Source organism: Rhizobium sp. ZPR4 (assembly GCF_040215725.1).
GTDB classification, from domain to species: domain Bacteria; phylum Pseudomonadota; class Alphaproteobacteria; order Rhizobiales; family Rhizobiaceae; genus Rhizobium; species Rhizobium rhizogenes_D.
In genome coordinates this window covers 921495-947728 of sequence record NZ_CP157968.1, presented here as the reverse complement: position 1 = coordinate 947728, position 26234 = coordinate 921495, and the positions used below count along the sequence as shown (strand labels likewise).

The 26234-nt window shown below is 55.8% G+C and carries 24 protein-coding genes and 1 pseudogene; 17 read left to right on the top strand and 8 right to left on the bottom strand.

Annotated features, from left to right (window positions below; genetic code table 11):
- Window positions 1–413 precede the first annotated feature (413 nt).
- Entirely contained in the window at window positions 414–2267 is a 1854-nt protein-coding gene (locus tag ABOK31_RS23910) for an ABC transporter ATP-binding protein (RefSeq protein ID WP_349959117.1), read from the bottom strand.
- An 801-nt stretch (window positions 2268–3068) separates the two neighbouring features.
- On the opposite strand from ABOK31_RS23910, the gene ABOK31_RS23905 reads away from it, so the two are divergent.
- The 12 genes from ABOK31_RS23905 (at window position 3069) to ABOK31_RS23850 (ending at window position 13929) form a co-directional block, all read left to right on the top strand.
- Window positions 3069–3728: a class I SAM-dependent methyltransferase gene (locus tag ABOK31_RS23905; protein ID WP_349959116.1), complete on the top strand. Its 660-nt coding sequence runs from the start codon at window positions 3069–3071 to the stop codon at window positions 3726–3728.
- Window positions 3729–4212: 484 nt separating this feature from the next.
- Window positions 4213–5055, top strand: coding sequence for a transporter substrate-binding domain-containing protein (locus ABOK31_RS23900; RefSeq protein ID WP_113228799.1), 843 nt, complete (start codon window positions 4213–4215; stop codon window positions 5053–5055).
- Window positions 5056–5111: 56 nt separating this feature from the next.
- Window positions 5112–5774 carry an amino acid ABC transporter permease gene (locus ABOK31_RS23895; RefSeq protein WP_349959115.1) on the top strand — a complete coding sequence of 221 codons (663 nt, stop codon included), beginning with the start codon at window positions 5112–5114 and terminating at the stop codon, window positions 5772–5774.
- A gap of 6 nt (window positions 5775–5780) precedes the next feature.
- Window positions 5781–6440 (top strand): amino acid ABC transporter permease, encoded by a 660-nt coding sequence (locus tag ABOK31_RS23890; protein WP_349959113.1) that lies wholly within the window; start codon window positions 5781–5783, stop codon window positions 6438–6440.
- Window positions 6441–6453: 13 nt separating this feature from the next.
- Window positions 6454–7224, top strand: a complete 771-nt coding sequence (locus ABOK31_RS23885; protein WP_349959111.1) for an amino acid ABC transporter ATP-binding protein — start codon at window positions 6454–6456, stop codon at window positions 7222–7224.
- 143 nt (window positions 7225–7367) lie between these two features.
- The gene (locus tag ABOK31_RS23880) at window positions 7368–8171 is read left to right on the top strand and encodes an IclR family transcriptional regulator (RefSeq protein ID WP_349959110.1); all 804 of its coding nucleotides are present in this window, start codon (window positions 7368–7370) and stop codon (window positions 8169–8171) included.
- Window positions 8172–8445: 274 nt separating this feature from the next.
- Entirely contained in the window at window positions 8446–8742 is a 297-nt protein-coding gene (locus ABOK31_RS23875; RefSeq protein WP_174182175.1) for a hypothetical protein, read from the top strand.
- Window positions 8743–9011: 269 nt separating this feature from the next.
- Window positions 9012–9530 carry a DUF4142 domain-containing protein gene (locus ABOK31_RS23870; protein ID WP_349959108.1) on the top strand — a complete coding sequence of 173 codons (519 nt, stop codon included), beginning with the start codon at window positions 9012–9014 and terminating at the stop codon, window positions 9528–9530.
- 7 nt (window positions 9531–9537) lie between these two features.
- Window positions 9538–9861 carry an amicyanin gene (locus ABOK31_RS23865; protein ID WP_174182170.1) on the top strand — a complete coding sequence of 108 codons (324 nt, stop codon included), beginning with the start codon at window positions 9538–9540 and terminating at the stop codon, window positions 9859–9861.
- A gap of 80 nt (window positions 9862–9941) precedes the next feature.
- A complete protein-coding gene (locus tag ABOK31_RS23860; protein WP_349959106.1) occupies window positions 9942–10622 on the top strand; it encodes an RNA polymerase sigma factor in 681 nt (226 codons plus the stop codon).
- 589 nt (window positions 10623–11211) lie between these two features.
- On the top strand, window positions 11212–11574 hold the full coding sequence (locus ABOK31_RS23855) for a hypothetical protein (RefSeq protein ID WP_349959104.1): 363 nt from the start codon (window positions 11212–11214) through the stop codon (window positions 11572–11574).
- Window positions 11575–12141: 567 nt separating this feature from the next.
- Complete coding sequence (locus ABOK31_RS23850; RefSeq protein WP_174182164.1) at window positions 12142–13929, top strand: PAS domain-containing methyl-accepting chemotaxis protein; 1788 nt, start codon at window positions 12142–12144, stop codon at window positions 13927–13929.
- Window positions 13930–14132: 203 nt separating this feature from the next.
- On the opposite strand, the gene ABOK31_RS23845 is transcribed toward ABOK31_RS23850, so the two are convergent.
- The gene (locus ABOK31_RS23845) at window positions 14133–14417 is read right to left on the bottom strand and encodes a GNAT family N-acetyltransferase (protein WP_350019279.1); all 285 of its coding nucleotides are present in this window, start codon (window positions 14415–14417) and stop codon (window positions 14133–14135) included.
- A gap of 917 nt (window positions 14418–15334) precedes the next feature.
- Here ABOK31_RS23845 and ABOK31_RS23840 point away from each other — a divergent pair.
- The 4 genes from ABOK31_RS23840 to ABOK31_RS23825 all read left to right on the top strand — a co-directional run bounded on the left by ABOK31_RS23840 (window position 15335) and on the right by ABOK31_RS23825 (window position 17880).
- Complete coding sequence (locus tag ABOK31_RS23840) at window positions 15335–15685, top strand: helix-turn-helix transcriptional regulator (protein WP_349959102.1); 351 nt, start codon at window positions 15335–15337, stop codon at window positions 15683–15685.
- A gap of 186 nt (window positions 15686–15871) precedes the next feature.
- Entirely contained in the window at window positions 15872–16540 is a 669-nt protein-coding gene (locus ABOK31_RS23835; RefSeq protein WP_349959101.1) for a hypothetical protein, read from the top strand.
- A 95-nt stretch (window positions 16541–16635) separates the two neighbouring features.
- Window positions 16636–17409 (top strand): hypothetical protein, encoded by a 774-nt coding sequence (locus ABOK31_RS23830; RefSeq protein ID WP_349959099.1) that lies wholly within the window; start codon window positions 16636–16638, stop codon window positions 17407–17409.
- 72 nt (window positions 17410–17481) lie between these two features.
- Window positions 17482–17880 (top strand): hypothetical protein, encoded by a 399-nt coding sequence (locus tag ABOK31_RS23825; RefSeq protein WP_174182158.1) that lies wholly within the window; start codon window positions 17482–17484, stop codon window positions 17878–17880.
- Window positions 17881–18111: 231 nt separating this feature from the next.
- Here the strand turns inward: ABOK31_RS23825 and ABOK31_RS23820 are convergent.
- The 3 genes and pseudogenes from ABOK31_RS23820 to ABOK31_RS23810 form a co-directional block, all read right to left on the bottom strand.
- Window positions 18112–18302 (bottom strand): annotated as a pseudogene (locus tag ABOK31_RS23820) (LysR family transcriptional regulator); the annotation flags it as partial.
- 167 nt (window positions 18303–18469) lie between these two features.
- On the bottom strand, window positions 18470–19258 hold the full coding sequence (locus ABOK31_RS23815) for a ChbG/HpnK family deacetylase (protein WP_349959097.1): 789 nt from the start codon (window positions 19256–19258) through the stop codon (window positions 18470–18472).
- Window positions 19258–20208: a glycosyltransferase family 2 protein gene (locus tag ABOK31_RS23810; protein ID WP_349959095.1), complete on the bottom strand. Its 951-nt coding sequence runs from the start codon at window positions 20206–20208 to the stop codon at window positions 19258–19260. Before ABOK31_RS23810 ends, ABOK31_RS23815 begins: the two co-directional genes overlap by 1 nt.
- Before the next feature lie 217 nt (window positions 20209–20425).
- Here ABOK31_RS23810 and ABOK31_RS23805 point away from each other — a divergent pair, with 217 nt between their 5' ends.
- Window positions 20426–21910: a glycosyltransferase family 39 protein gene (locus tag ABOK31_RS23805; protein ID WP_349959093.1), complete on the top strand. Its 1485-nt coding sequence runs from the start codon at window positions 20426–20428 to the stop codon at window positions 21908–21910.
- A 126-nt stretch (window positions 21911–22036) separates the two neighbouring features.
- On the opposite strand, the gene ABOK31_RS23800 is transcribed toward ABOK31_RS23805, so the two are convergent.
- From ABOK31_RS23800 to ABOK31_RS23790, 3 genes are all read right to left on the bottom strand, one after another.
- Window positions 22037–22678: a transglutaminase-like cysteine peptidase gene (locus ABOK31_RS23800; protein ID WP_349959092.1), complete on the bottom strand. Its 642-nt coding sequence runs from the start codon at window positions 22676–22678 to the stop codon at window positions 22037–22039.
- 374 nt (window positions 22679–23052) lie between these two features.
- A complete protein-coding gene (locus tag ABOK31_RS23795; RefSeq protein WP_349959090.1) occupies window positions 23053–24927 on the bottom strand; it encodes a KUP/HAK/KT family potassium transporter in 1875 nt (624 codons plus the stop codon).
- A gap of 265 nt (window positions 24928–25192) precedes the next feature.
- Complete coding sequence (locus ABOK31_RS23790) at window positions 25193–26233, bottom strand: ABC transporter ATP-binding protein (RefSeq protein WP_349959088.1); 1041 nt, start codon at window positions 26231–26233, stop codon at window positions 25193–25195.
- Between the last annotated feature and the right edge of the window lies 1 nt (window position 26234).

Sequence of the window (26234 nt, the reverse complement as noted above, 5' to 3'; positions counted from 1 at the left end):
GCCTTTCGCATAGGTAGAAATCGACGGCGCCGGAGATGTCCACACTCTCGCGGCTCAATGGCTGGCCTGCATGTTCCCCTGTCAAAACTTCACGAGCAGCCTCACGACTATCCGCACATCACTAGAGATCAATAAGGATCGCTACTCTTTCATCGTAATGGATTTGCACTATTACTTCTCGCCGGTTTAAGCCGCTTGCCACCGGATGCCACGCGTAGCGCTTTAAGGTACGTGGGGCAAATCGATGGCAGCATTTCAGCGAGCGAGCATAAAATAGTGTGCATAGCTACACCCATTGAGAGAGCACAGGTGAGGCTGGGGATCACGGATCGCAGCTTGGTGCGGCTCGCTCTTCGTGGCCTTTCAAGGGGTTCCCCTAGCGATAAATTATAAATTTTGCGACAAAGGCTAGGCTAGCTGATGTCGTCAGGAATAAAGCCGCCCGTCTGACGTTTCCACATGCGGGCAAACAATCCGTCCTGCTCGACCAGTTCCTCCGGCCTGCCCTCCTCGACGATGCGGCCGTGATCCAGCACGACGATGCGGTCCATCCTGCTAATGGTCGAAAGGCGGTGGGCGATGGCGATCACCGTCTTTCCCTCCATCACGAGGTTCAGCTTTTCCTGAATCGCAGCCTCGGATTCGCTGTCCAGCGCCGAGGTCGCTTCGTCGAGCACCAGGATCGGCGCATCCTTCAGGAGCACACGAGCGATGGCCACTCGCTGGCGCTGACCGCCCGACAGTTTGATGCCGCGATCGCCGACGAAGGCGTCATAGCCCTTGCGGCCCTCGCTATCGGCAAGATCGGCGATGAAGCCATCGGCGCTCGCCATCGTCGTCACCCTTTCGACCTCTTCCTGCGTCGACTCCGGCCGGCCGTAGCGGATATTGTCACCGACGGAACGGTGCAGCAGCGCGACATCCTGGGCTATGACGCCGATCGCGCGACGAAGGCTTGCCTGCGTCACCGCCCGGATATCCTGCCCGTCGATCCGGATCGCACCGTCCTTGATATCGTAGAAGCGCAGGAGCAGGTTGGCGAGCGTCGTCTTGCCGGCGCCTGAGAGGCCGACGAGGCCGACCTTTTCGCCAGACCGCACCGTCAGCGACAGGTCTTCGATGACGGGTTTGCCAGATTTATAGGCGAAACGAACGTTGTCGAAGCGGATTTCGCCGTTCGGAACAACAAGGTCCTGTGCGTCCCGCTCGTCGGTGATGGTGGGCGGCGTGGTCATGACCGGCATGGCGTCCTTGATCGTGCCGATCGCCTGGAAGATCTGCTGACCCATCTGCAGGAATGTAAATGTGTGACCGGAGAAGCGGTTGAGAACATAGACGGCAGCAGTGAATTCGCCGATCGTGACGAAGCCATCCACAAGCCCGGTAAAGCCGATCGACAGGATTGCCAGCCAGTGCATCATGTTGAGGACGACGACGATGACCTCAGCGGTACGGTAGATGCGTTGTTCGCTCTGCTGCGCCTTGATCGCCTTACCGATGATGCCTCTGATGGCGCCGGCCTCGCTGTCTTCCGCGGCGAATTGCTTGACCATCTGCATATTGGCGTAGAGATCGGTGATGGCGCCGGAAATCAGGCTACGACGCTTGGCGGAGCGGCGTGAGCGCTCGGTGAAGACGGGTGCCAGCCTGACGGCGAGAAGCACGTTGAGCGTGATCCAAACGATGGATGGAAGGGCAAGCTGCCAGGAGAGAGCGCCCAGAAGAATGACGGAGCCGATCATCTGCATGACAAAGCGCGGGATGGACTGGAAGGCCGAAATGACCTGCTGCTGCACGGCTGACGCTACCTGCTGCAGGCGCGAGGCGACCTGGCCGGCATAGAGATCATGGAAGAAGGCGAGGTCCTGCCGCTCGACCGCCCTGTGACCCTGCCATTGAATGGCGGCCGGCATGCCGATGCCAAGCGTATGCGAGTTCAGCGTATTGACGAGGAAGGAGCCGATTGGGATGCAGGGGAAAAGCATCAGACCGAGGAAGATCAACAGCATCCGATCGTTGTGCAGGAAAGCGGCGGCTCCCTGCTGCGTGACGCCATCAACAATGACGGACAGGCCCCAGACGATGGTCAGGCTCATGACTTCAATTGCCATGGTGCAAAGGGCGAGCGTGATCAAGATGCCGCGAAACATCAGGATGAAGTGAAGAAGGACGGCCCATGGCCCGTTCGACGGCAGTGGCCGGTAGGGGATGTCGAGCGGCCGGATCAGGCTTTCGAAGGGGCGGTAGATCGCATCTGAAATTGACATGGGTGCTCGAACTCTAAATGGATGGGAGGGCGAGGACTCGGCAGCCGGAACAAGACCACCTTCCGGCTGCAATCTCAATTAGAACGTCTCAGTAAATGTCAGGATTTTTGCGATGGTGATCGTGCAGAAGGCTTCCTGGCATGCACAAGCGGCTTTGAATTGCGACGGACAGCGAAACCTGTTTATCTAATGAGAAGTTGCAAGTGGCTGGGCAGCAAAAGGCTGCGTTTGAGATGGCGTCTTATCTGCTATTATTTTTCATCTTTGTCACATGCGGCCTCGTCAATATGACGCGCCCTCGAAACTCTATTAGACCAGTGAGTGACCGAGACACCAAAAATGCTTATAAAGCGGCTTTCAAAATTGAATCCAAGGAGACGGTAGAGCGACGAATGCTCATAAACCTTCTTCTGGTGATTGCATTGTTAATCGACATGCTCCTCATCGTGTGGATAGTTCGCTTCGCCTAATAGGTAGGCTTGCTAAACGCGAAGAGCCCTCTGGATGGCGGGGTGACTTCCATTCCACGAAATATGTGGGATGGTCTGGAAAGCGCGTTTGTGTCTCCAAATCTGCCGCACTTACGATTTCGGGTAAGTGGGGCATACGATGACGACGATGAAATCTTCGGGAAGCTCAAGCTCTAAATAGACCAAAATTAGATCAGGTTGGAAATCGTTGAGGCGGCTCTGCGATGAGACTCGGAAATCGAGATTTCCGGCGGTGATCCAACTTGATACTTCGCCGGAACAGCCTGTCAACGATGGCCAAAACCTGAGAGCGGGAGGGAGAGCCGCTGAGATGACGCATCTCGAATTGATCCGCGAAACACGCCGGAAACTTGCGGACGACGGACCGCCACGGACACGAACGGTCGACGATTTCAGTATGGTCTCGTTGCCTGAACGTGACTGCGACGCAATTCGTGATGTCTTTGCAGCGGAAAGCCCAAATACGCTCATAGAGATCGGCCTTGCCTATGCGAGCTCGGCGCTGGCGATTGGCGAAGCACTTGTCTCAGTCGGTGGAAATCAGCATCTGATTATCGATCCGTTCCAGGATAGCGAATTTCAAGATGCAGGCTGGGACGTGATCTGCTCAGCTCGGCTGGACAGCATTGCGACCCTGGTGAGAGAGAAATCCCAGATCGCGTTACCACGGCTGGTCTCGGAGAAGTTTTCGGCGGATGCGGCATTCGTTGACGGCAGCCACCTGTTTCACAATGTATTCGTCGACCTCTATTACCTGCAGATGATCATACGGCCTGGCGGGCTCATTGTTCTGGATGACTATTGGTGGCCAGCGATCACGACAGCATCCCGCTACTTCGAGACCAATCTTGGCTGGCGCGGGGAAGATATAGCCAATGGTACGCCGGGACGCCTACGCGCATTACGACTACCCGAGTCGCCTCTGACGGTCGATTTCAAAAAGCTAACACCCTTTTGGCCCCAAGCATGATCGTCAGATAAAGAGACCCGCCGGTTGCGTTAGAAGCATCCTTGACATACCGAGCTCTGAACCTTCGCAGGACTTTCGGCATGTGAGGCGGTCCACTTTGCTCTCGATGGGACCCGTACTGGCGACCTGCGACGAAGGTGCGTGGACAACGCCTGACAATAGATCAAACAGGGCGCTCAGATTTCGCGGTGCACCCGAATATCCAGCGCCTCCCTCGGCGCCGACGAGAACCTCCATCCACGTGATGATACTGATAGCTTTTTGATATCGCGCCAGCTCATGGCACGCCTGCAGTATCGCCTTGGCATAGTCGACCAAGACATTTGTGTCGAAAGCGCCTTTGCCACTCCCACCTTCGACGATCAGCAACAGCGGTCGCTATTGACAAGTTGCCTCGTATATCCCTTGATACGACCATCCGAGATAACAGACAGATGTCCGGAATATTGGATTATTCGAAAGCCGTTAAACAAGGGGAACAACCATGACCATTTCCTTCCGCGTCGGCCTGATGTCGCTGGCCGCGGCCACACTCCTCTCTTCCACGCCCGTTCTTGCCGATGGCAGCAAACTCGATGAGGTGCTTGCACGCGGCCATCTCGTTCTTGGAACCGGCAGCACGAACGCGCCGTGGCACTTCAAGAGCGCCGATGACAAGCTGCAGGGCTTCGACGTCGACATGGGCCACATCATCGCCAAGGCCCTCTTCGGCGATCCCGACAAGATCGAATACGTGAACCAGTCGTCCGACGCCCGTATTCCGAACATCACCACCAACAAGGTCGATATCACCTGCCAGTTCATGACCGTGACTGGCGAACGCGCTCAGCAGGTTGCCTTCACCATTCCCTATTATCGCGAAGGCGTCGGCCTCATGCTGAAGGCGGATGGGCAATATGCCGACTACGCGGCGCTGAAGGCGGCAGGCTCTTCCGTCACCGTTTCGGTTCTTCAGAACGTCTATGCCGAATCCATGGTCCATGCCGCCCTGCCCGACGCGAAGGTCGACCAGTACGAATCCGTCGATCTGATCTATCAGGCCTTGGAATCGGGACGCGCCGATGCCGTTGCCACCGACCAGTCGTCGCTCGCCTGGTACATGACGCAGAACCCGGGCCGCTATAAGGATGCGGGCTACGGATGGAACCCGCAGACCTATGCCTGCGCGGTCAAGCGCGGCGACCAGGACTGGCTGAACTTCGTCAACACCGCTCTTCATGAAGCCATGACCGGCGTCGAATTCGACAGCTATGCCAAATCCTACAAGACCTGGTTCGGCAAGGACCTCACCCCGCCGCAGATCGGTTTTCCCGTCGAATACAAGTAACGGCGGATCGGAGCGGGATATCCTCCCGCTCCACCAGTCTGAAAGGGGCGGCCCGCATGGGTTACACGCTGAATTTTGCCGCCGTCTGGCGCAACTTTGATTTTCTTATGAGCGGTCTGGCGCTCAGTCTCGGCCTGGCGATCATATCGATTCTGATTGGTGCCTTGATCGGCCTGATACTCGCCTTCGCGCTGACGTCGAAAAGGCGGGTGGCAGTTGTCCCGGCACAGGTCTATGTGACCGTGATCCGAAACCTGCCGATCCTGGTACTGGTGTTGTTCGCCTTCTTTGCCTTGCCGCAGATGGGCTTCCGTCTGGACAAGATCAAAAGCTTCGTCCTGGTCCTTTCTATCTACTCTGGCGCCTATCTTGCCGAAGTGTTTCGCTCGGGGTTGCTGTCGATCCCGAAAGGTCTCTCGGAGGCCGGCCTTGCGATCGGCCTGACGCCTATGCAGATCCGCGGATCGATCATCGCACCGTTGATGCTGCGCAATGTACTGCCGTCGCTGTCTTCGACCATCATCTCGCTGTTCAAGGATACCTCGCTTGCAGCCGCCATCGCCGTGCCGGAGCTGACATTCGCCGCACGCAAGATCAACGTCGAGAGCTTTCGCGTCATCGAAACCTGGATGGTCACGTCAGCTCTTTATGTCGCAACCTGCTTCCTCATCGCAGCGCTGATGCGTTTCGTCGAGCGCAGGCTGGCTTTGCCGAGGTAACACCGGATGTCTCATAGTTTTCTCGAACAACTCTGGATCGCCCGCTACGTCATCATCAACGGGCTCGGCGTGACGGTATCGATTTCTCTTCTCGCCATTCTCGCCGGTTCGATCGTCGGTGTCTTCGTTGGCCTCGCGCTTGTCTATAGCGGCGCCATCCTGCGCCTTCTGATTCGCGCCTATACCGACATCATCCGCGGTACGCCCGTGCTCGTGCTCGTGCTGGCAAGCTACTACGTCTCTTCCGCCGTTGGCCTGGATCTAGGTCCCTTTTCCGCCGGCATTCTCGCCCTTGCGATTTTCTGCTCGTCGCATGTCGGGGAGATCGTGCGCGGCGCGCTGCAGGCTATCCCGAAAGGTCAGACGGAAGCGGCGAAGGCGATCGGCCTCACCTTCACCCAGACCTTCACTTCGGTCCTGTGGCCGCAAGCGATGCGCCAGTGCCTGCCGGCCTGGGTAAATACGGCAGCCGAGATGGTCAAGGCATCAACATTGCTTTCCGTGATCGGCGTCGCCGAACTGCTGCTGCGCACACAGGAGATCATCTCCCGCAATTTCATGAGCCTCCAGTTCTATTTCCTGGCTGGTGGCCTCTATTTCATCGTCAACTTCGGTATCGAGCGTTTCGGCAAATATGTCGAGCGCAAGACCGCACTGCCGTCCTGAGGAGATCGGACCGATGGGCAAGACAATTCTAGACATTCAGGGCCTGCGCAAGACCTACGGCCAGAACGAGGTTCTCAAGGGCGTCGACTGCACGGTGCAGGAAGGCGAGGTCATTTCCATCATCGGCTCATCCGGCTCCGGCAAGACGACGATGCTTCGCTGTATCAACATGCTGGAAGAATTCCAGGGAGGCAAGATCAGCCTCGATGGCGAGGAGATCGGCTATCATGCCGACGGCAGCACCCGCCGCCGCAAGAGCGAGAGGGAGATTGCCCGCCAGCGCGCACTCACCGGCATGGCTTTCCAGCAGTTCAACCTTTTCCCGCACATGACGGCCGCCGAGAACGTGATGCTCGGCCTCGTCAAGGTGAAGAAGATGTCGAAGCCGGAGGCACGCGCCGTCGCCGAAAAATGGCTCGACCGCGTCGGCCTTGCTGCCCGCGCCAACCATTATCCGGGCCAGCTCTCGGGCGGCCAGCAGCAGCGCGTCGCCATTGCTCGAGCCATCGCCATGGCGCCACGGCTGATGCTGTTCGATGAAGTGACGTCGGCCCTTGACCCCGAACTTGTTGGAGAAGTTCTTCAAGTCATCAAGGGGCTCGCCGCCGACGGCATGACGATGCTCCTCGTCACCCATGAAATGCGCTTTGCCTATGAGGTCTCGTCACGCGTGATCTTCATGAACCAGGGCGTCATTTGCGAAGAAGGAGATCCAAAAGACATGTTCGTGCGCCCGAAGACGGAGCGGCTTGCCGAATTTCTCAAGACCTCGAGTTTCAATTGAGAGGAACGAAGAGCGCGGCGTAGGCGTTGCGCCATCGCACGTGTGGATGTTATCGCAGCGTCTTGCTGAGATCTGACGGCACCATGTACTGGTGCGTCGCAGCGTGCCGGTTACGGCCGGTTTAGGAATATTCGGAGAAGAGCGTGGCCGAGACTGCAAACGACATTGTATCCCGACGCATGCGAGGCCTCGATCGCGCCTTCGAAATCCTGGAGTTTCTGCGGGTCAGACGCCAGCCCATGCGACCAAACGAAATCGCCACGGAAATCGGCGCGCCACGCTCCTCCATCTATGAGCTTGTCAATCTTCTGCTCGGTCATGGCATGCTCGATTATCAAGGTGGCGACGGCCGGGTTTTTCTCGGCCGCCGTCTCTATTTTCTCGGAACCGCCTATGCCGAACAATTCGACCTGATGCGCGAATGCGGCCGTATGCTGGGCATGCTGGCTGAGGAAACGCGCGAGACCGCGCAAATGTGCCTGCTGGAAGGCAATAAATATACGGTCGCCATGATGCGTGAAGGCATCCGCCCCTTTCGCATTTCCTCGAATGTCGGTGAGCTCGTCGCTATTCCCTGGACCGCCTCGGGACGCTTGCTCGTCGCACATCTTTCGGACCAGGAAATCCTTGATTTCATTCCGCCGGAAGATTTCGTTCTGCCAAATGGCAAGCGGCTGGAACCGGCCGATTTCATCGCTCAAGTGCGAAAGGCCGCTGAAGACGGATATTTCACCTTCAACAGCGAGGTGGAGAATTTTACCCATTGCTTCGCCGTCCCCATCTATCAGGCCAACGGTGCGTGCATCGCCACACTCTGCCTGGTTACTCCGCGCGAGGATGGTCTGCGCAACCGCGCCGCCTATCTCGACAGCCTCTTGAAAGCTGCTCATGAGATCTCCGAAAAGCTCGGCTTCCGGTCATCGAAAGACCGCTTCTTCGGTTCCTAAACCTAACAAGTTTTTTCGCGAAAGTGGCAAATCTCCGCTCTTGACTGGAACCGAGATATTGGCGCCAAGTTGATTGGACTAAGCTCTCGATAAATATGCCACTGCGCGGCACCGTATCAAAAAAGAGCCGGAGGGCTGCCGAGGCGAGCCAGTCGGAAGTCCACCCGGCATCGATCCTGACACCATTGAGGGATTTCGTCGTAGATCGTCTTGAAATGAATGCCGAATTCTGCTGCCGACACGTCTTCGAGCCAGTTGAGATTAGGATAGCACAATGGGTAATGCGTTGACCTGCACATCGTGCGGATTAGACAAAACCGAGGCGGTCGTTCACGGGGGCTCATACATTCTTCGATGCGCCGCCTGCGGCGAAGCGATTGTCGCGACGTCGTTCATGGCGATGCTCGACTCGGAACACGAATGGGCCGCCTTTATCGATTCGGGCCCCGGAAAAGTCCCTCGGCCAGAGGCGCTTGTCGCGCGTGGACCACTTCATCAGATATCAACGGCAATCAACATCGCGGCATGTGATGGAAATTCGATACGTCTGATCCCTGAAACAGAGGATTGAAGCGCTGCCGCTGCAATCAACGAAGAGAGACCGTCAGAATCCTCCAACCCCTGGCATCATCAAAACATGCTGGATATTCCTTTGCGCAGCAGCCGTGCCTCATCGTCATACAGTCTATTCTATCGGGGCTTCGCCTCATTTGATCCGCGACCAACCAGATTCAGGCAATCAAGAAAGATTTTCGGGAACCTTTTGATGGAAACCGCATCCAATGGGTGTTTCAGGGGCCAAACGCGTCTGGAATTTTCTCTCGAGGATAGGAGACCAATATGTTCAAGGGACTTCTCACGGCAACGGCGATGGCGGTATCACTTGCGACTGCATCATACGCCGCCGACAAGCCGACCGATCCGCAGATCGCACATATCGCCTACACCGCCGGCGAGATCGACGTCGCCGCAGCCAAGCAGGCTCTGAAGATCAGCAAGAATGCAGAGGTTCGGGACTTCGCCAAAACCATGGAGCGCGACCACACTGCCGTGAACCAGCAGGCGCTTGCCCTCCTCAAGAAGCTCAAGGTCAAGCCCGAAGACAACGATACCAGCAAATCGCTGTCATCTGCCGCCAAGACGGAACTGGCAAAGCTTGCCAAGCTTCATGGCGCAGCCTTCGACAAGGCTTATGTCGACAACGAAGTGGCGTATCATAAGCAGGTCAATGGCGCGCTTGAGATGCTGCTGATCCCATCGGCTCAAAATGCCGAATTGAAATCGCTGCTGCAGACGGGCTTGAAGCTCTTCCAGGAACACCAGATGCATGCCGAACATCTTGCATCCATGGTCAAGTAGGCTCGCCATGCACTCCTTACCCCGCGCTCTTGCGGCACTGGCACTCGTCGGGTTCGCGATCAGCGAACCCGAAAGCGCAGCGGCGGCCAATCGCGAAATCATCATCGCCAAGATGCAATTCGGCATCGTGCCGGCCTTGCATGTCGGCGACGTGATCACCTGGCGCAATGATGATATATTTCGCCATACCGCGACTGCACGCGACAAGAGTTTCGACATCGATCTTCCGCCGAAGTCGCAACGAAGCCTGACTGTCAAACAGGCGGGAAAAGTGGATTTCTATTGCCGCTTTCATCCGATGATGACAGGCACGCTCGATGTCCAGCCATAGGCTGGGCAGCAGATACGCTACTTTATGTTGGAGCGATCATGGTTGGCATTCCCCGCACGGCGCCGCAGCGCATACCGGACATGGCAGCACTGTCCGATGCCGATCTCGTCGTTCATGCAAGGACAGGCGACGAGATGGCCATACGCATCCTGGTGCAGCGGCATAATCGTCGCCTGTTTCGCTCGGCGCGCGCCATCATCCGCAACGATGCGGAAGCGGAGGACGTGGTCCAGGCCACTTATGTGCATGCCTTCACCCACCTCGACGCGTTTCGCGACGAGGCGCAACTTTCAACCTGGCTCACACGGATCGCGCTCAACGAAGCGCTCGGTCGTGTTCGACGCCGTCGACCCAGTATCGGACTTGAGGAGGTTGACATGACGGCAGGATCAGGAGGCGGCGAGCTGCTGCAATTTCCCGGCTCACTCTCGGTCGCCGACCCTGAGGCCGAGTTTTCCCGCAGTGAAACGCGCCGTCTGCTCGAACGCACGATCGACGCGCTTCCCGATGAATTCCGCGCAATCTTCATGCTGCGCGACGTCGAGGGCATGACCACCGAGGAGGCCGCCTCACATCTCGGCATCAAGCCGGGAACCGCAAAGACGCGTTTGCATCGGGCGCGCAAACTGATGCGGGTTGCCATCGAGAAACAGTTGGCGGGGACATTCTCCTTATTGTTCCCGTTCGACGGCGCGCGATGTGCCGCCATGGCAGACCGCGTCATTGCGCAATTGCCAAACATTCAGTCGAGCATGGTCTAACCGACAAGGCATCGCATCTGACGTAAAAGCATATCTTGCACTATTGATCGGTTAAGCTGGAATCGGAAAGGCAGGCAACCCACATGGGCGGCCACGTAGAGAACTTCGGTCGATCGACATCTCGAAGCCTGAAGGAATGCAGGGCTACTTAGGAAGTAGGCCCGGTCTACGCCAACCGGGCCTTAAGAAGATGGCTATCGGCAGACACGCTCTTCCGTAACGACCCTACGGCCGTGGTGCCACCCCTTCACGACCTTGGTAAAACAGTGACGGCGATGATCATTCCAATCGCCGCGATCATGATGGTGATGGCGGTGATAATAGGGACCATCGTCGTTCACAAGGACAATGGAAGCGGCTTGGGATGGAAGAACTGTCGCCGCGAGAGAGGCGATTGTAAGTGCAGAAGCAATAAAAAATTTGTTCATCGGGGGCTCCGAACATTTTGCTATTTTGCAACGTCTTTGAGGACGTTGGATCAAGGCTAGCATCGGCCCGATGAACGGGAGATTACCGCAGTGTTCACGCGAACTTCATCTGGAGATGGTTCTCGGACACCGCTGGCTAGCGGCGGATGGGAAAGCGAGCCATGTTCAACCTGGCGGCGAAGCAGCACTACGCTGCCAATGGCAAATGGATACCGAGTTGGAGCGATTGGGCCAGCGCTGGGATGAGAAGGGCCGAGCCCTTGCCGGTTCGACTTTCAAATTACCACCGAAAAAACAGACCGCCGGCAGAACGCTTCAATCTCACGCTCAAACCGATCGAAGGCCTCATAGACCCAAGGCTCGTAAGGATCCACGACGCCATCAACGCGGCGCAGGCTACGCGATCTGAGTATCCTGAAAAGCCGCAAATCTATAAATCGCATCGCCTTCAACCAAAACGGAGCTTGCGGCCTATAACATCATGGACCCGCTGGCTGTCCATCTATAAGAAACTCGAAAACTAAAGGACTTGGCAGGTGTTGCAAAATTGATGGCCGACGCCTGCAGTACTTCGCCGCACCAAATAGTTAAATAAGACAGTCTGTCTCTTCATCACGGTTGAGATCGGCGCAAGGTACCAATGCGATCGACCACCGCTATGCTCAGATGCGCTTGCGCTGGGCGATGCCCCGGATCAAATGCGACACCGACGACAATAGTCGGTCCGACCTTGTCGTAGTTGGCGCGCCTGTTTCCGTAGCACGGCTCAGGCTGCATGGACCTGTCATACCTATTTCGGCTCTACCCTCCGCGATCGGGATAAATGGCGATTGTTGCTCCCACGGCGGAAACATCCCAACTGTCTCCATCAATGGGCGCGGTGCTCGGAACCCTGCCCCCTAGATCAGGCGGGTTTCGAGCTTGGATCCTGTTCGGCAGCCGAGCACCTCCCTATGAATTTGTATTAAATATTGAGAAAACAATGCAATATTAGCAAATCTTAATTATACTTAATCGCATATTAATAAGTAAATTATAAGATTTGCCGCATATTATCTTTGGACATACAGAATCAATACAGAGGTGATCGAATGACTATTTTTGATCGCGGCGCAAATGCTATTGCAGTACTTACCGCATTATCAAAATCTCAGGCCATGATCGAATTCGATCTTTCCGGCAAGATTCTCACCGCCAACGAACATTTTTGCCGAGCGCTCGGCTATGAACTCACCGAGATCGTCGGGAAGCATCACAGTATGTTTGTCGAGCCAGCTTACGCACAGTCTTCGGAATATAAGGCATTCTGGTCGAAACTTGCGGCCGGCAATTTCGACCAGCAACAGTACAAGCGCATCGGCAAGAGCGGAAGGGAGGTCTGGATCGAAGCCTCTTATAATCCGGTCTTCCGCCGAGGAAAGCCAATCAAGGTCGTCAAGATTGCCACCGATATCACGGCGAGCAAACTGAAGACAGCCGAGGATGCGGGCAAGATCGAGGCTCTCTCACGAGCGCAAGCCGTGATAGAATTTACGCCCACTGGCGAAATCCTGACTGCCAATGAAAATTTCCTGTCAGCGCTCGGCTATTCGCTTGCGCAAATCCAGGGCAAGCATCATTCGATGTTCTGCGAGCCGTCCTATACGGCATCGAGCGCATATCAAGACTTCTGGAAGAAGCTCGCTGCTGGCGATCTGGTTGCGGACGAATTCATGCGGCTTGGGAAGGGTGGTCGAAAGGTCTATATTCAGGCGTCGTACAACCCGATCTTCGATCTTAGCGGCAAGGTTTTCAAAGTCGTCAAGTTTGCGACCGACGTGACCAGCCGCGTGGAAAATGTCAATCAACTTGCCGGATGTTTGACAAGTCTCGCCGAGGGCGATTTATCACAAAAGATCGAGAAAGCATTCATTCCTTCACTAGAGCGACTGCGGACAGACTTTAACAGTGCGTCCGAAAAGCTGAAGCACGCCATGGCAACCGTCGCTGAAAACGCCCATGCGATTGCCTCAGGTTCGAATGAAGTACGGATTGCAGCTGACGATCTTGCCAAGCGTACGGAGCAACAGGCAGCCTCTATCGAGGAAACCGCTGCCGCGCTTGAGGAAATCACCACGACGGTAAAGAATTCGAGCCAAAGGGCAGAAGACGCAGGAAGACTTGTTAGCCGGGCGCGCAACCATGCGGAACATTCGGGCGATGTCGTGCGAAATGCCATTGGCGCCATGGATCAAATTGAGGCTTCTTCCCGCGAAATCTCCAGCATCATCGGAGTGATTGATGAAATCGCGTTCCAAACGAATCTTCTGGCGCTAAATGCCGGCGTTGAGGCGGCCAGAGCCGGAGACGCCGGCAAAGGTTTTGCCGTTGTGGCGCAAGAGGTGCGCGAACTTGCGCAACGATCCGCAAAGGCGGCAAAAGAGATCAAGACGTTGATTACCGCGTCCGGCGCTCAAGTCGCCAATGGTGTTGCCCTGGTGACCAATGCGGGCGGAGCTCTGCAGGAGATTGCCAGTCAGGTGCAGGAAATCGACACCAATGTCGTGGCGATCGTGGAAGCGGCAAGGGAGCAGTCGACGGCGCTGGGCGAAATTAGCCAGGCAGTCGATACCGTCGATCAGGGCACGCAGAAAAATGCGGCCATGGTCGAGGAGCAGACAGCCGCCAGCCATAGCCTTGCACGCGAAGCTGCCGCATTGTTCCAACTGCTCGGCCAATTTAAATATGGCGAGGCGACGCGAACGGCGGAACCGGCCAAGCAACTTACTCGTCCGTCCAATCCTGCCTTTGAAGGTAGCGGGCGGCGTGTTCGACCGCAATTTCAAGCGCAAGGCTCCGCCGCGCTGGCTGTGAGCAATGACAGTTGGGAAGAGCTTTGAATGACATTAACTTCTTGATATCAAGATCAAAAGCGCTCTGCCTCGAGAATGAGCACAGTCTCGGCTCCAGATAGTCGCTGGCGACATAGCCCCGTGTTCTGCCGGATTGCCGCGCCTGGGCAGAGAACTGGAGGGAGACAGGTTTCCCGCACATCCGAGCGCAGGCACCTCACTTGGGTTGCGATAGCACGAGGAAGCTTGGATCAGAGTTCCATCACCATCTCATGCCACCTCATTCCACCATGCTCCGAATCCGAAACCCTGACGTATCGGTATCCCATCCTCTCGTAGAGGGGGACGTGCCGGTCCTTGCACATGAGGTGGATCGTCTTCTTGCCAAGGGCACCCATCCGCCGGATGAATTCCTTCATAAGCGTCCCCGAATACCCCTTGCCTTGTTCGGCAACATCCACGACCACTGACATGATGACCACGTTCGGCGCGGCGGAATCATGGCCGACAAGGTCCTTGAACTCCTCGTCCGACATTTGAACGTCAAAAGCGCCCCGCTGTTAATGAAGCCGACGATGCGATCCTCGGCTTCGAGAAGCAAGAACCCCTCCGGATATTCTACGATACGCTTCCTGATCTTCTCGAACGTGGCGGCCTCGTCCCCTTCATAGGCGGAAGTTTCGATTTCGTAGCATCGATCTGCATCTACTTCCGTGGGAATGCGGAAATTGTGGAGGATGGCCACTTGGCGTTCCTTGCGAAAAGAGTGTCGTCGAGCATGCGCGCGCTCGATCGGATTAGTTCCGACGGAGCGTGCGACATAACAGTTTGCTGGAGAGCTGTCGCTCTAGCCGTATCGCACGCACCGATAACACATTTGCCTTTAAATCAACCACGCTAATTCGCCTCTTCGTTCATGAAAGCCGTGGTGCTTTGTTTGCCCTTTGGTGCCTGTTGATATCGGCAAATCGGTCTGTCGAAAGTACAGCGTCAGCCCAAGACACCTCGCACGTTCCTGAATTTCTCGATGGCAAACCGCCTCGATATTGCGGCTATCCTGGTTCAGATAGATGCCATCGACTTGAAGATACTCTTGGCCAGATCGAAGCCGGTCGTGGAGATTGCCGTGCGGATGCTCCTTGTTTCTCTATCCGACCGTAAAACGGATACCATAGGAGCGGTTCTCTCAGGCAGAGGCGTCCACATCATCACTCCATTGGCACCTGGCGCTACAAACGTATCTGCGACGCTTTATTGGGCTTGCGGTATAGCATTGACGCTTGCGCTATTGCATTTGGTTGTAGCACTAAGACAATCTCCAATAGGCTGCATCAATAAGACGAACGGCGGATAGGATCCGCTTGCCGTCCACTCCTTGGATCAGCATTCCATAACAGATGGTTCCGCCTTTCGCTGGTTGCGGATTTCAATGCAACCAGTAGGGGAGTATTCTGTGACTTACGATCTCGCTCGTGGTAAACGTATTCGCGAGGCAATGTCTCGCAGCAATATCCGGAAAATTCACGCGGTTGCCGCTGAGCTCAATGTATCCGTCGCCGCCGTCTCACGCTGGCAAAATGGCGGCCACACCTCGCTGGAAAGCGCCTGCGCCCTAGCCAACCTGCTAGATGTTTCCCTCGACTGGCTACTTCTTGGGCGCGGCACCATTGACCGGCATGAGGACACATCAATCTCGACAACGGAACTGGAATGGGTACGGGCATTCCGCAGTCGATCCACGACTATCCAGTCTTGCCTCATGCGGATCTTGGAGGCCATTCCTCCGGAACTTGAATTGCGCTGAGCGCAAAATGTGTTCTCAATTTTTACTCTGAGCTCAACAGCTTCAGGTTGATTAGAAGTAAATTATATTAGATATTTCTAATCAGGGTTTCAAACAGAGCACCGAATGATCGGGCGGCAAGCTCCTTGAGCTTCAGCCGCGGGAGAGACCCTGTGCTTCACTCTCAACGCAAAAGGATTGTTGACCATGTCTACATTGCTGACCATCAACGTGAAGAATTACCAGCCGCAGACACAGAGCTTCTACTTTTTCCAGCAGCCGGCCATCTATACCGGCGGCGGACAGGTTTATTCAAACAGCCTCTTTTCGCAATCTCTCGGCAACTATGATGCAACCGGCGCAATCCTGACCTTCCAGGTCAATCTGCAATATTATGCCGGCATCCAGCAGGCGAACACGCCGCCGCAGATCGGATCGTCCTCGGGCTTTGCCTCCGCCAGTCGTGCCATCGACCTTGCCCCGAGTGCGGGCGGCGGGTCTCCGAACGATTGGACGACCGCAACGGTATCGCCGCTGGGTCTTTCCGCACCGGTCAACGGCCAGGGCGTCCAGCCAGGCGCCTTCCGTATCACGACGCCGAGCTTCACCTCGCCTCCCTACTACAATGTCGGCTCGGCGATCGCCGTCAATGGCGGCATCGTGCTGTCCAACTTCGTGCAGGCAAACCCGATGAACAACATCGATTGCCAGCCGATCCTCAAATACTTCGTTCAGACTGGTACCTACACTCCGGGCAACGTCATGAACTTCTCGCAGTCGAGTGTGAATGCCGCGCTCTCCGACTTCACAGGCGGCTACACCATCTGCAACGTCAGCTTGCAGGCTAACGGCAACTGGAGCACGCAGCTGCAATAGGCCGACTGCGGACACGCGGGTGAAAAACGCACCTCCTCACCCTCACCCGCGTGTGCCCGGCACGCGCCACCTGATGTCCGCCGCCGGCAAAGGCGGTGGACAGCCTCACCCCGACGGGCCTGAATCTTGAACGGGATTGTCAGAACACCATGAACAGTTTGTCCTATCAAATCATCGTTCAGAATCTCTCGCAGACTGCGCAGTATTTCTATGTCTTCCAGAAAAGGGCGACCTTCGGACCATCTACCAGCACCATCTACTGCTGCAGTCTCGGCTGCCAAAATGTCGGCAACTACGTCAGCTCTGGCGCACAGATAGTCTTCGGCCTGGACAAACAGATCTACGCGGGCGCTATCAGCACCGCGGCGCCGCCACCGCCGCCATCGCTGTCTACCGCGTCGGTCTCGTCCGGAACTTCGCGGCTCTTGGTCAGCAACGCGACGACGAAACAAGCAATCTCGCTCACGACCGGCACCGGCAGCAATCCGCCGACAAATTTTACGGAATTGACACTCAGTCCGCTGGGGCTGTCAGCGCCTATCTATCAATCGGGGATCCCGGTTGGAGCATTTGCGATCAACGTGCCGCCCTATACGCCGGCACCGCTTCCCGCGCTCTTCAGCGGCGTCGCTGCGGTGAACACTAACCAGGCCGTTATCCTCTCAAGCTTCGTGGCGCCCGTACCCAACGCCACGATGAGTTGCTCGCCGACACAGATCTTTTTCGTAAAGACGGGCTATCAGCCGGTCGGGAGCCTCCTGACCTATGACGAAAGCAACTCGGCGCGCTGCGATTTCACGACCGGCTTTGCCACGATTATCGCCACCTACAATTCAAACGGAACGTTTTCAACCACAGGAGGATCATAGACCCAGAAGATCCAATCTAACCTTGAAGCTTGAACAACCCATCAAACTCTCAAACCACAAAGGAACATAGATATGTCGACCCATTCCCAATCGAAGCCCACCAGGCGGGACCGCAAGCTGATTATCGGGCTGGCACTGAGTGCCATCTCCATGCTGGCAACGACTGTGCCGGCCTCGGCACAACTGGCCTTTTCATCCGATTGCCGAAACCACCAGCCTATTGCAGTCGTACCACCGCAGAACGCGATCCTGTTCACCAAACAGCCCGTACCACATCCCACCGGGACAGCTTCGGTTTTTGCGATCAATAACCTGGACACATATGTTATTCCGGCAGGATCCAACTCATGCATCGTTGCCGCGCCACATGCGAACGACGACTATTGCTTCATCGCTCGCAACGATGCCACCATCAACACCGTCGGTTTCGCAGCAATTCAGAACCCGGGCGGCTTGACTGCCTGTCAGTAGCTGCGGCCTTTTCGCAGCCAGGATTCCCTCTCCTCATTAGACGCCTGTCCAAGTGAGGAGAGGTAGAATGATCCCGTCTCCCAAAAGCTACGTAGAGGTACCCGAACTTTCGACTCCTAGTCCATTGCGCCCACGAAAGCGGTATATTTTATTTTTTGCTCTTGAAGGGATCAGAACCGTCGACCCCTACGCCCTCCTCCCCGATAACAACAGCCGCGCCGGCGACTACGGTATATGGTCTCCAATTTCGGGATGATCGGCTCGCACCATGCAGGCAAGCCGGTTGTCCAGAAGATGCTGTATTGCGAGATTGTCGGAGGATCGACGATGCGGTCAAGCACCATGGCCGTCGTTCCGGAAATGACGCCGGTCTCAGTGAGATCGTTGCCAAATAGCGTCATCCGGAGCTTGATGCCGGGCGCAATTCACCTGTGCCAATGATGCAACGGCAGCAACGCATAGAATCGACAAAACTCCTGGGTCGATTGGCATCCCAGAAGCTGCTTTTTGATGGTGCAGGCGTCGCAGGTCTGACTCATCGACAACTGACTGCAGGCAATGGGATTGAACCGCCCGCTTCCCTTCAGAATTAACGAAAATATTGCCGTCGAAGGCCGTTGAATTCCGTTGGTCTTGCCAGGATCATTTTATCCCTGTCGATGAGTGTTTCATCTACCCAGCCGGGATGGCACATCAAAACTGTATTTTTCGACAATTTGCCTTGAAGCCGGTCGATCATCTTAAAAAAATCGCCGGGGCGCTTCCAATTATAAAACCCGACCAAAGGACCACGCACGGGAAACCCCGCGGCAGTCATCTGGCGATCAAAACCGGCTGCAATCAACCCAACGAAAGCAATTTTCGCCTTCATCCCAATGTCTGGCGCGAATCGCATCAAAGGGGCTCCACGCAACCACGGCAGACGGCCATCATGCACGAGCCGATCGGTGCGCGCCTCCAGCCATCGCCGCACGGCCGGTAAAAAATGTACATGCTGGTGTCCATCAATGAAATCCGGCAGCCTTCCGATACCCGCAACGAAGCGGTCGAGTTGAGCATCGAGCTCGGCGTCGATCGTCTCCTGATTGAGCTGCTGAAAGAAGGCTGCGGATAGCAGCCGTGGGAGTGATGGTAAATTCTTATCAGCGTCCCACCGGGAGAGTGGCGCAAAATCAGTCAGCGTCAGATGCAAACCAATGTCGGCCCCAGACTCTGGATTGAGCTGGCGAAGCAATCGCGATTGCTCCAGCCACTCCGGAAAAAGCGTCATGCATCCGGTACCCGTCAACGTGCCGGAATCAATCAACTCTCTGATGGCACCACTGACACCGGGGGACAGGCCGTAGTCATCGGCGACGACATTGACTCGCGACGCCATCAAGCTGCGTCATCCGATCGATGGAGCCGCCGCACGATGTAGAGGGGCCGATCCTTCACCTCGCCGATGGTAACCCAGATATACTCACCAAGCAGGCCGAGAAGAGCGAGATTGAAGCCGCCAAGCACGGAAATGGACGCCATCAGGCTAGGATAGCCAGGCACATTGGTGCCAAATAGCAAAGCCTCAATAATGATCTCGCCTCCGTACAGCATGCCGAGGATGCCGATAACAACACCGACGACCGACATTGAACGCAGTGGCAGTGCCGAGAAGGATGTAATCCCCTCAAGCGAAAGGGAGGCAAGAGCTCGCTTCGACCATTTGGTCCTGCCTGCCGCGCGTGGAGCCGGAATATAGGAAATGCCCTTTTGCCTGAAACCCATCCAAGCATAGAGCCCTTTGTTGAAACGTCTCTTGTCGCGAATGCGCAGCAGAGCTTCTGCCACCTGACGCCGCATGATGCGAAAATCACCTGCATTCTCGGGCATGTCGAAGCGCTGACCGGCATTGATCAGACTGTAGAAAAGCTTGCTCGCGAGCGCCTTCGTCCAAGATTCCGTCTTTCGATCAATTCGCACGGAGTACACGACATCAAGATCGTCATCGGCAATCAACGTTGAAATCAGCTCCATGCAGACGTCGTACGGATGCTGTAAATCGGCGTCCACCATCAAAATAAGATCGCCGCTGCTTTCTTCGATGCCGGAGAAAAGTGCTATTTCTTTTCCGAAATTTCGACTGAGTTCAACAATACGCCAATTGCCTTCAAGAACCGCTCGATATCGGCCGATGCTATCATCGGTGCTGCCATCATCAACGAGAACGACCTCTAAATCGAGCCCAAAGCGGCTTTTGACATCGCGTGCAAGTGCTTTTGAGAATCGTGCAAAGGCTTCCGCCGACGCTTGCTCGTTCAGAAATGGTGAGACAATAGATAGTACTGGCATTTGGCACTCATATCGACGAATAAATTTATCCAATTTTCGATTGAACCGTGGCCTATCTTGGTGAATTCAAACTGAGTTTCGCGGCAAATAATTCCTGTATGCAACCTAAAATCTTACCAACTCGGCGGGAAGACGGATGTCACAATGATCGAAGACAGCGAGTTGCTCGACTTCGCTATGGCGCAATGTCACGGATGTGAATTTAGGGAACGATTTTTTGCAAACGGCTGTTAACACCATTTTCCGACGCCCCACAAATATCCTGTGGCTTCTTATTGCCTTTCAACTCGTCGTTCTAACGATCATCCCAACAGCATTTAGTTCCGCGCCGCCGCTGGACGTCGTTGAGGGTTGGACCTGGGCACCCCATTGGCTAATCGGCACATATAAGCATCCACCCGGGCCTGCATGGTCGATCGAGATCATGCATTATCTGATACCAGGCTATTTGTTTGGCCCCTATCTGTTGTCACAGATCGCCGTCGCTTTGACCTATCTGTTTGTCTATCTTGCGGGTTGCGTCTTCACGGATAAATGGCGCGCATTGGCAGGTACCCTACTGCTCGCCGGATCGTTATACTTCAATTATTTCACGACCCAGTTTAATCATAATGTTCTGCAGCTACCATTTTGGTCCGCAATCATTTTAGTTTTTGCCCATATATTGAGGAAGCCGGCAAGAACATCGCTCTGGATTATCCTCGGAATACTCGTCGGCGCGGGAATGTACGCCAAATACTCCGTCTGCGTAATTGCAATCACGGCAGCGATTGCCGGTGTCGTTTTTTCCAACGTCAGAGCGCAGCTGAAGACACCGAGACCCTATCTTGCGATCACGATCGCCGGGCTGATCTTCTTGCCTCACGTTGTGTGGTTGTTTCAGACCGATTTCCTGACCTTCAAATACGTGTCGGACCGCACCGCCGGCCGCAGATTTGCTGAAGAGCCCTTCATATTCTTGCTCATGCAAATCCTAAATCACATACCTATGCTGCTGTTGTTGAGTTGTGTCGGTTTTTCGGCCCTTAGTGTAAAGGGCGACAGAGAGAGCTCGTCGTCAACGAAGTCGTTCTTCCGCTTATTCACCTTCACACCTTTAGCAATGCTGATCATTGGCGCACTCCTAACTGGAAAAGGCCTCGTCACCATGTGGGGGATGCCGATGTTCACCACTGTCGGGCTTTGGGTCGTTGCCGAAATTGATAGCGTTTGGAATACGACCATGATCAAACGCCTAACGATCGGTGCTGTGACGTTTGTTTCCCTCGTAGGCACCGTGTTTATCGGCGAAGCCGTCTGGTCGAAATCGCATAAACCGCAGAGAACATCCTGGCCGATGCAGGAGCTTGCGGAAAAAGCAAATTCTATCTGGAAAGCCGAAGTCGATACTCCCCTGCAAATCACTGGAGGAAGTATGTGGCTTGCAGGTCTCGTATCACTCGGCCTGCCACAGAGACCCAATGTGGCCGTTGATCGCGATCTCAGGCTCTCCCCCTGGGTTACGGCAAGCGACGTAGCGACCAAGGGCATGCTGTATATGTCTGACACCAAGGACGATCAACTGCCGCCCTATTGCACTGCTCATGGGCCAAGCCACCCGATCCGGCTTTCAAACAGCCACATTCCACTTATTTTTGCAACGGTCTGCTATTCCGCTTCGACCCTCCGGACCGACTTCCAATATACCGACCCGCGACAGTGACATCGAGGCGGTGACCGACGGGATCAATAAAAAAGCGCTTTTTCAGAATGATGTTAGGAACAAATGCCACCCACGAGGGGCGCCTCTTCCCATCGAACCTAATTGTCGACAACGGGCGCGCGATCACTATTTCGTAAGATTGGCAACGACGGTCTGCGGCTGCAGGATATCCACCCAACGACCGGTATCGTCAGTCGCCTGCCGCTTCAGAAAGTGATACGGCGTCTGTGTCCAGTTCTTCACCTGATCGCTCAGATTGTCGAGGATGAAATCCCCGCGGTCGGTGCGCACCGTGACGACGGCATGACCTTCGCCATCCGGAAGGCGCACCACCGTAATCAGAAGATCGGCAAGTGATATGCCTTTTTCCATCAGTTCCCTGCGCTTCTCCAGTGCATAATGCTCGCAATTGCCCATGCCGTCGTCAGGGTAATTCCAGTATTGCACGACACCATAATGATCGAGGTCGCTGATTGGTTTGACCCATTTGTTGACGGAGTCATTGACTGCGACAATCTTGTCCCAGGTTTCTTGTGTAAGCTTGATTGGGCGCAGATCGGTGGGATGGATCTCACATTCCATCGGGCGCCGCTTGCAGAAATCGTAATGGCCGATCGGCTGCGATGTGATTGAACCCGTTGGCATGAACGCATTTGAAGCCGCGGAGGCGCCTGTGTCACAGGCTAACAATGCTGCTGCAAAAGCCAGAGCTGAGACCATGGTCTTGCCTGCGCGGAACAAGCTGGCTGGCCGGACGACGCAAAACATACAAACGCCTTTGCCTTAGGGAGCAGTGTTAATAAATGGTTAAATTCCACAGTCGGCGAAGTCAATTTGGGTCGCGCCACCGGCGTCGCAAATCTTAATTATTGGTTAATGCGCGAGTGCCGCCAGCGATCGGCAAAGGTTGGATCCCGGTATCAGGACTCGGCTGGGTATTGCGAAATTGAAATCCTACGCACCGCGTCGCCGGCGTTCCATCGGCGAACGAAGGAGGCGCTCCCACCGAACGCTTAATTCAAAATGAGGCGGGGCTCTGAATGGAGTATTTCCGTCCTAAACGGAACTGCGGAAGTGCTCTATCTCTTTGTTTTCACGCAATTCCGGACGCGAAGCCGCTCTGCACTTTTGCCGAAATTGTTCTAAACGGCAACTTCATGGCCGAGATCGAGAAGCTGGCCGGCGGGGATACGGAAAAAATCGTTCATGTGGGCGCTATTACGCATCATGACCGCAAAAGTCGCGTGCTGCCAATAAGGCAGACCACGCCCATCCTCGCGTCGTACGATCTTCTGCGTGCCGATGAAGTAGTTGATATTATCGAGATCGACGGGACATTTCAGCGACTCGATCTGTCGAACAAGGGCGGGAATGTCGGGACGCTCCATGAAGCCGTAGCGCGTGACAGCCCGCCAGAAGCCCGGTGCCTCCTCGGAAAAAACCACCCGGTCGGCCTCAGCCACCCACGGTACCGATTCCGTCCGCAACGTGATAGTCAGCACCTTCTTGTGCAATGAATTGGAATGATTGACATACCATTGGATGAGCAGAGGCGTATTGGCGGTCGAACGCGTCAGAAAGACGGCCGTACCCGGTACACGGGCTATCTGCCGCTGGGGCAGGCTTGCGATGAAGTCGCCGACCGATATCGGGTTTTCCTCCATGCTTGCCGTCATCGCCAGCACACCACGGTGCCAGATATACATGATGGCATAGACGAGAGCGGCAAGGATAAGCGGCACATAGCCGCCATCGAGGAGCTTTGTCAGGTTCGACACGAAGAATGCAGTATCTACGAGGAAAAACAAACCGGCCACCACACCGCTTGCAAGCAGGCTCCATCGCCATATCTCCCGCATTGCCATGAAGAGCAGCGTCGTCGTCATCAGCATCGTGGCCGAGACCGCAATGCCGTAGGCGGCCGCCAGATTGTCCGATTTCTTGAAACCCAAGGCGAGGCCGATCGTCACGATCATCAATAGCCAGTTGACGGCTCCGACATAGATCTGGCCATAACCGCCGGCAGATGTCTGCACCACTTTCAGCCTCGGCATCCAACCAAGTGCGATGGCCTGCCGTGTCATGGAGAATGCGCCGGTAATGATGGATTGGCTGGCAATGATCGTCGCCGCCGTCGACAAAAGGATCAGCGGCAGGGTGAGACCGGGCGGACAAAGACGATAAAAGATATTGCCGTCGGTCGGCGCTCCGGCAAGGACGATCGCGGACTGCCCCGCATAATTCAGAACGAGGCTCGGAAAGACCATGAGCGACCAGGAAAGCTTGATCGGCCCGGGTCCGAAGTGCCCCATATCCGCATAGAGCGCCTCCGCGCCGGTAACGCAGAGAAAGACGCCACCGAGCACGAGAAAGCCAATGCTGCCGTGGTGAAGAAGAAAGGACAGACCGTAAAGCGGATTGAGCGCCCAAAGGACCGCCGGATGCTGAACCACGCCCCATATGCCCATCAGCGCCATGGAAAGGAACCAGATGCTCATGATCGGACCGAAGGCGTGTCCGATCCGCGCCGTGCCGAAAGGCTGGATGAGAAATAGGCCGAGCAGAATTGCGACTGTCAGTGGCAGCACATAGGCCTGCAACGATGGAGCAACGATATTGAGACCCTCAAGCGCAGAAAGCACCGAGATCGCCGGCGTTATGGCCCCATCGCCATAGATCAGTGCGGCGCCGAAAAGGCCGAAGGCGACAACAAGCGGCCTGACCTGTCGCTTGATGCCAAGCAGGGCCATGAGGGCCAGGATGCCGCCTTCGCCATCATTGTCGATGCGCATGGCAAATCCGGCATATTTGACCGAAGTGATGATGACGAGCGTCCATACGATCAGCGAAAGCACGCCCAATATGGTTGCCGGATCGCCCGTGCCGGTCATGTCGAGCACGGTTTTGAACGTATATAGCGGACTGGTGCCGATATCGCCGAACACGATGCCGAGGGCACCGATACTCGCCAGGAACCAAGAGGATGAATGCGTGGTCGAACGCTGGATTGCCGACATCAACTGCTCCCGAATCTCAAGGTCGAGGGCCCCAGCGGCACATTAAACACTTTCACATGAAGGCAAGATGATTGCCGAGATCGCAAGGGAGACGGCCGCAAAGACAGGTCCGGTCCCGTCGACATCAAGACCGAGTGCGGGGATTCATGAACCGGCGATCCGGGGCAATTCCCGGAAAATGCATAACGATCCTCTGCCTTAAATTTAGTAAAAACAAAAAGATAGATCGCTCTTACGATTCGCGGAAAAGCAGAGCGGTTCCAGGCTATGCGGGAAGGACCGTGCAGCGTTCGGGCGGAAGCGAAAATGAGAGAGAAGCCCCTCTTTCCTCCTTACGTGGCCAGTCGAGACGAACAACGTCGCAGCCGATGCGAACCTGAACGCGCCAGCACCTCCCTTGGAATGCGCTGTCGACGACTTCTCCGGTCAGATCGTTATTGCCGGTAGCTGGCCGCCCGTCTTCCGGACGAACGACGAGAACGGCAGGTCCTTTCATATAAGGCGAAGCGTGATGCATGACGCCGCCATTGTCGGAGACCTTGAAACTGTCGTCGCAAGCCATTCCCTTGAGTAGGGAGAAGCCTCCAAGGAATTTGGCGACGAAAGCATTTGCAGGCGCCTCGTAGATCGCCTGGGGTGCGGCAAATTGCACGATGGAGCCGCTGTCCATGACCGCAAGGCGATCCGAAACCGCCATTGCCTCAACCTGGTCATGCGTGACATAGACGGCACTCATTCCCTCCGCGCGGATAAGCTGCATCATGTCCGCCCGCAGGTCGTCGCGAAGCGCCGCGTCAAGATTGCTCAAAGGCTCGTCGAGCAGGAGGAGTTTCGGCCGCATGGCGAGACATCTAGCAATGGCGACGCGCTGCTGCTGGCCGCCGGAAAGCTCGCTGGGCCTACGGTTTGCCAGCTGCTCGAGATGCGTAATGGAAAGCGCATGGTCGATGCGGCGCTCGACCTCGGCACGATCGTAACCTTTCACCTCAAGGCCGAAGCTTAGATTCTCTCGGACGGACATGTGAGGCCAGAGCGCATAATCCTGAAAGACCAGGCCGACATTGCGCTGCTCGGCCGGCACCCGAACGCGGCGTGACCAGACGACGTCCCCTTGGATATGAATGTCACCCTCGTCCGGCTCCACAAGGCCGGCAATGGATCGCAGCAACGTCGATTTGCCCGATCCACTGGCGCCGACGAGGGCAATAACCTCGCCCGCCTCGACAACAAAGCTCAGGTCCTTGAGAACTGCCTTGCCGCCAAGCGACTTGGTGATGCCCGAACATATAAGAGCAGCCTTCGTCATG